This is a genomic window from Synechococcus sp. R6-5, from assembly GCF_047461775.1.
Lineage (GTDB): Bacteria > Cyanobacteriota > Cyanobacteriia > Thermostichales > Thermostichaceae > Thermostichus.
On sequence record NZ_JANSHV010000247.1, the window covers coordinates 1 to 4158 of the forward strand.

Here is a 4158-nt window from a genome sequence, read left to right on the forward strand (position 1 = left end):
CTTATTATTGACTAGAGTCATGCTCCCATCAACCCAGGGCTTTGTGAGCAATTGTACAAAGCCTAGATATCCTGGCAGCCTCCTTCTGTTTAGTCTGATACAGATGCTCCGGAGAGTGGATGCCCCAGTCAACTCCCCAGGCTCCTACGTCAGCTTGCCAGTTGAGTGTCGGGCCCGGTATTTGGCCCCCGGAGTACCGGAGAGTGCTGGGTTCTCTATGAATGCAAAATGAATGCAAAGGCCGAGAATTACGGCCCATCAAGAAATTAAGGGGCACAGCAGCAACACTTCTCTGGGAGAGGGGCTGGGGCTGATGGTCTGTTGAGAACGGGCTTGGAGTGGATGCACCTGAACTGGATGGATCCAATCCTAACTTGGGACTCTCGAATCGATTACTTGTTGAGAAAGTCCCCCAGATTGAGGATGGTGTTTTGCTCGCTGACGATGGCTTGGATGTCGTCGGGCAAGTTGCGGACATACTCGAGCTGGATGACGTTCGGGTTGCTGCGCAGCGCTTCCCCTTTGAGGGCGATGGCTTGGGCCTCACCGCTGGCTTTGACAATCATTCGTTGTTTGATGAGTTGAGCCTGCTCTACGCGAAACACTTCTCTTTGCTTCTCTTGCTCGGCAATTTGTTTGGCTTCGATGGCCGACTGAAACTCTTTGGAAAATTCCACATTGCGTAAGAGCAAGCTCTGCAGCACCAGCCCTTCTGGCTGCATTAGGCGAGAGAGCTCAGCGGCAATTTGTTCTTGGATTTCAGCTCGTTGCTCAGAATAAACGCCAATGGCCGAATAGCGGGCGATAACATTGCGCACCACGGCTTGGGAGGCGGGGCGAATAATTTTGTTCAGGTAATCGGGGCCTACATTGCGATGGATTTCGGGAACCCGATCCGGATCCAGGCGATAGCGCACCGAAACATCCAGATCCACCCGTTGCCCATCGGCAGTGAGAGCGGTGAGGGTATCGTCGGCTTTGACGCTGCGCTCTTCACTTCGGCTGGTCATGTTGTAGGTTTGGGTGCGCACATCGTAAAGGGTGGGGAACTGCAGCACCGGAATCAGCAGATGGATCCCCTCGCGGCGGGGAGTCATTTCCACTCCCGTGAGGCGGTTGAAGATGACGGCTTCGTAGCCGGGTTGGACAACCAGCAGACAACGGGGCAGGAGGGTCAGCAGCGCCAAAAGCAGGCCCAGCAGAGGCAGAAAGCGCGAAGTCTTGCGGTCAAGACTAAATGGTCTAGGGCGTCGCATGCGCATGGGCAAGGGCTCCGGGATCCAAGAGCTTTTTTATCTTAAGGGGTGTGCTGGCTAGCTCAGCACCCAGCGCTGCAGGGCAATGCCCAGCAGCAGGCCAAGGCCGCCGAAGCGTACCACCTGCCAAAAGGTAGCGGGGACAGGATTAAACACCTCTAGCACATAAGCCTGCAGGCGTTGCTCCAGTTGACTGGCTTCAGCTTGGATTTCGGCCCATTGTTCAGGGGAAAGCTGGGCTATGCGCTCCAATTCTCTGAGGTCGGCAAGACGAGCCTGGAGACTCTGGAGTTTTTCCTGCAGAGCCTCGAGAGGATCAAAGGGATCGGGATTGGCCGTCACGGCTGGGCTTTTGTGGGGGGGTAGGCTTGGGGAGAACGGGATCCGGCAAATCCGGTTTGGATCTCGTTGAAGGGTTTGGCTTTGATCAGCCCTGGGGGAACGGGATCCAACTTGAAGAGGGCGCGAATAGCGTTTTCCACCTCGGTGATGGGGCGGTTGCCGACGGATTGATAGACGATATTTCCCTCTGGGTCGAAGAGGAGGGTTTGAGGCACTTGTCCGGTGTAGTATTGGCCGCGCTCGTCGCCGGGCAGGAGGGAATCGACGGAATAGGGGATGAAATAGACCCCCAGCCCGTAGCGAACCTGCAGGTTGGCAATGGTGGCGGCGTATTTTTTGCAATCGCTACTGTCATCGATGTAATACACGAGGAGGGCCGGGATCCCTTGCTCTTTCGCCTGCTTCAAGGAAACGCGGGGGGGGATCATGCCGCCATTGGCCCCGTAGAGGGCAAAGATGTTGCCATCGTAACGGTCGTCGTTGAGCAGGGCGCTGGCGGGAGGGGAAAACCAACCTGTCAAAGCGATGAGCAGAGCCACCAGGAAGATACGAAGCAACAGCATGATCTCATCCTCTTCTGAGAAGGGATCCTCGGCGATCCATCTTTAGAAGTAGGGAACACCCTCATTGTGCCATCTGGCGCTGACGCTGCCCCGTTGCCGTTCAACACTGACGCAACCAAGAGCAGCTACAGCCTCAAGCAGCAAAATGAATGCGCAGGTAGTCTTCTTCCATCTTGGCGCGGGCCGGGGTCATGGCCGCTAAAGTCTGGGGCAGCACCAAGTTGCGGCGGTGGTTGCCGATGCGGATGTTCAGCTCATCCCCGGTTTTGGTCAATTCCACCTGCTCTTTCGGGATCCCGGGCAAGTAAAGATCCAGCCGGTACTGGCCGTTGTCGGTTACCACATTCAGGGTTTGCTCGGCATAGAGCACGTCCGCCGGGTTGCGATCCCCCCAGAGGTCTTTTTTCAGGCGGGCTAGGGCGTCCCATCCCACCAACTCCTCGGAGTACAGCGGGATCTCGAAGACCGGCAGGGGGGCAAAGTTTTCGTGGATTTCCTGGCGATATTTCTGTTGGGCTGCCTTCCAGGCGGCAAAGTAGGGATCCACCACTCCATCGGGCAAGATGCGGTTGGCAATCACCAAATCGGTGGCCACCCCGTAAAGGCTGAGGTAGGCGTGGGCCCGCAGCGATTCTTTGATCACCATCTTTTCGGGGTTAGTGACCAGCCGCACTGAGGTGATGCGGTTGTTGGTGAGGATGCGCTCCAGCCGCTCAATCTTCTGATAGAACTCATAAGGAGCATCCAGCACCTGGTCATTCGGCAGCGGGATCCCGGTCAGCCCCTTCACAATCGGCTCGGCAATAGGACGCAGCATTTGCGCCAGCCCCTGCAGGGGTTTGTAGAACCTGCGCATGTACCAGCCAGAAACATCCGGCAGGCTCAAGAGGCGCAGGGCCGTGCCTGTAGGGGCCGAGTCGATGATCAACACATCGAACTTGCCTTCGTCGTAATGGCGATTCACCCGCACTAGGGCAAAGATCTCATCCATCCCTGGCAAAATCGCCAGCTCCTGTGCCTGCACCCCATCTAGCCCTCGCGCCTGCAACACCTGGGTAATGTAGGTTTTGACGGATCCCCAATTCAGCTCCAGTTCGTTGAGGGCGTCCAGCTCCGCCCCCCAAAGGTTAGGTTTGACCTCGACCGGCTCATGGCCCAAGGGCTGATCGAAGCTATCGGCCAAAGAGTGGGCCGGATCTGTGCTCAGCACCAAAGTTTTCAGGCCAATCTCGGCACAACGCCAGCCAGTCGCCGCCGCCATCGAGGTTTTGCCGACTCCACCCTTGCCGGTCATGAGGATGATGCGTTGCATGAGAGTGCCATTTACATTCTTTTACATCCCTAGCCTAACCGATTTGCTGTGCTCTTCGAGAGGCAGCCAAGGGGCTGAGGTGCAGCCAGCGGGTAAACTATTCATTTGATTACCAAATGATTGCCAAAAAGCTGATGGCAATCATGGCCAAGAAGTCAAGCCTGTTGCAGGCATGTGGGAGGTATGTGATGATCTGTCGCTGGCGGAGTGTGTTGCTGGTTGCCATCCTGACATTGGGGCTGTGGCTGGGATCCCTTTCTGTGCAAGCGGCTGCTGGCCTGCCCCGAGAGCTGCAACAACTGGAGCAACAGGTAGAGCGGCTGCAAAGCCTGGTGGAGGCGGAGGACTGGTTGGAGATCCGCTCCTACATCCACGGGCCGATGGGACTCACTCGTAAGACCTTGACCGGCCTGGCGGCTACCCTGCCAGATAAACAAAAGCGGGAAGTGCTGCGCCTGGCTAAGGAGATGGGCCGCAGCTTAGAACAACTAGACTTTGCCGCCAAAGCCTATGACCAACCCGAGGTGGAGGCAGCCCAGGCCAAGGTGAAAAAGACCTTGCAGGCGCTGGAGGCTGTGTTTTCCTAGTGAGGATCCCTTCTCTCTTTGGCGACTTTGGCGATATGGTGGTTTCAAGTTAGGGTGAGACGCCTAGGCCACTGATCGCGCCAGCGGGACGGAGTCCT

The 4158-nt window shown here is 56.8% G+C and carries 5 protein-coding genes; 1 reads left to right on the top strand and 4 read right to left on the bottom strand.

Annotated features, from left to right (window positions below; translation table 11 throughout):
• Positions 1-392: 392 nt before the first annotated feature.
• From NW818_RS12180 to NW818_RS12195, 4 genes are all read right to left on the bottom strand, one after another.
• Entirely contained in the window at positions 393-1262 is an 870-nt protein-coding gene (locus tag NW818_RS12180; protein ID WP_148202707.1) for a prohibitin family protein, read from the bottom strand.
• A 51-nt stretch (positions 1263-1313) separates the two neighbouring features.
• Positions 1314-1598: a hypothetical protein gene (locus tag NW818_RS12185; protein ID WP_041436379.1), complete on the bottom strand. Its 285-nt coding sequence runs from the start codon at positions 1596-1598 to the stop codon at positions 1314-1316.
• On the bottom strand, positions 1595-2161 hold the full coding sequence (locus NW818_RS12190; protein WP_011432764.1) for a thylakoid membrane photosystem I accumulation factor: 567 nt from the start codon (positions 2159-2161) through the stop codon (positions 1595-1597). The genes NW818_RS12185 and NW818_RS12190 overlap by 4 nt, the downstream gene beginning before the upstream one ends.
• Positions 2162-2294: 133 nt before the next feature.
• Positions 2295-3473 (bottom strand): TRC40/GET3/ArsA family transport-energizing ATPase, encoded by a 1179-nt coding sequence (locus tag NW818_RS12195; protein ID WP_414332153.1) that lies wholly within the window; start codon positions 3471-3473, stop codon positions 2295-2297.
• A gap of 143 nt (positions 3474-3616) precedes the next feature.
• Here NW818_RS12195 and psbQ point away from each other — a divergent pair, with 143 nt between their 5' ends.
• The gene (gene psbQ, locus NW818_RS12200; protein ID WP_414349863.1) at positions 3617-4060 is read left to right on the top strand and encodes a photosystem II protein PsbQ; all 444 of its coding nucleotides are present in this window, start codon (positions 3617-3619) and stop codon (positions 4058-4060) included.
• Positions 4061-4158 lie beyond the last annotated feature (98 nt).

What these genes read in the sequence shown, in the direction of transcription:
- NW818_RS12180 (WP_148202707.1), bottom strand. Translation starts at nt 1,262, where the DNA reads ATGCGCATGCGACGCCCTAGACCATTTAGTCTTGACCGCAAGACTTCG.
- NW818_RS12190 (WP_011432764.1), bottom strand. Translation starts at nt 2,161, where the DNA reads ATGCTGTTGCTTCGTATCTTCCTGGTGGCTCTGCTCATCGCTTTGACA.
- NW818_RS12195 (WP_414332153.1), bottom strand. Translation starts at nt 3,473, where the DNA reads ATGCAACGCATCATCCTCATGACCGGCAAGGGTGGAGTCGGCAAAACC.
- psbQ (WP_414349863.1), top strand. Translation starts at nt 3,617, where the DNA reads ATGGCCAAGAAGTCAAGCCTGTTGCAGGCATGTGGGAGGTATGTGATG.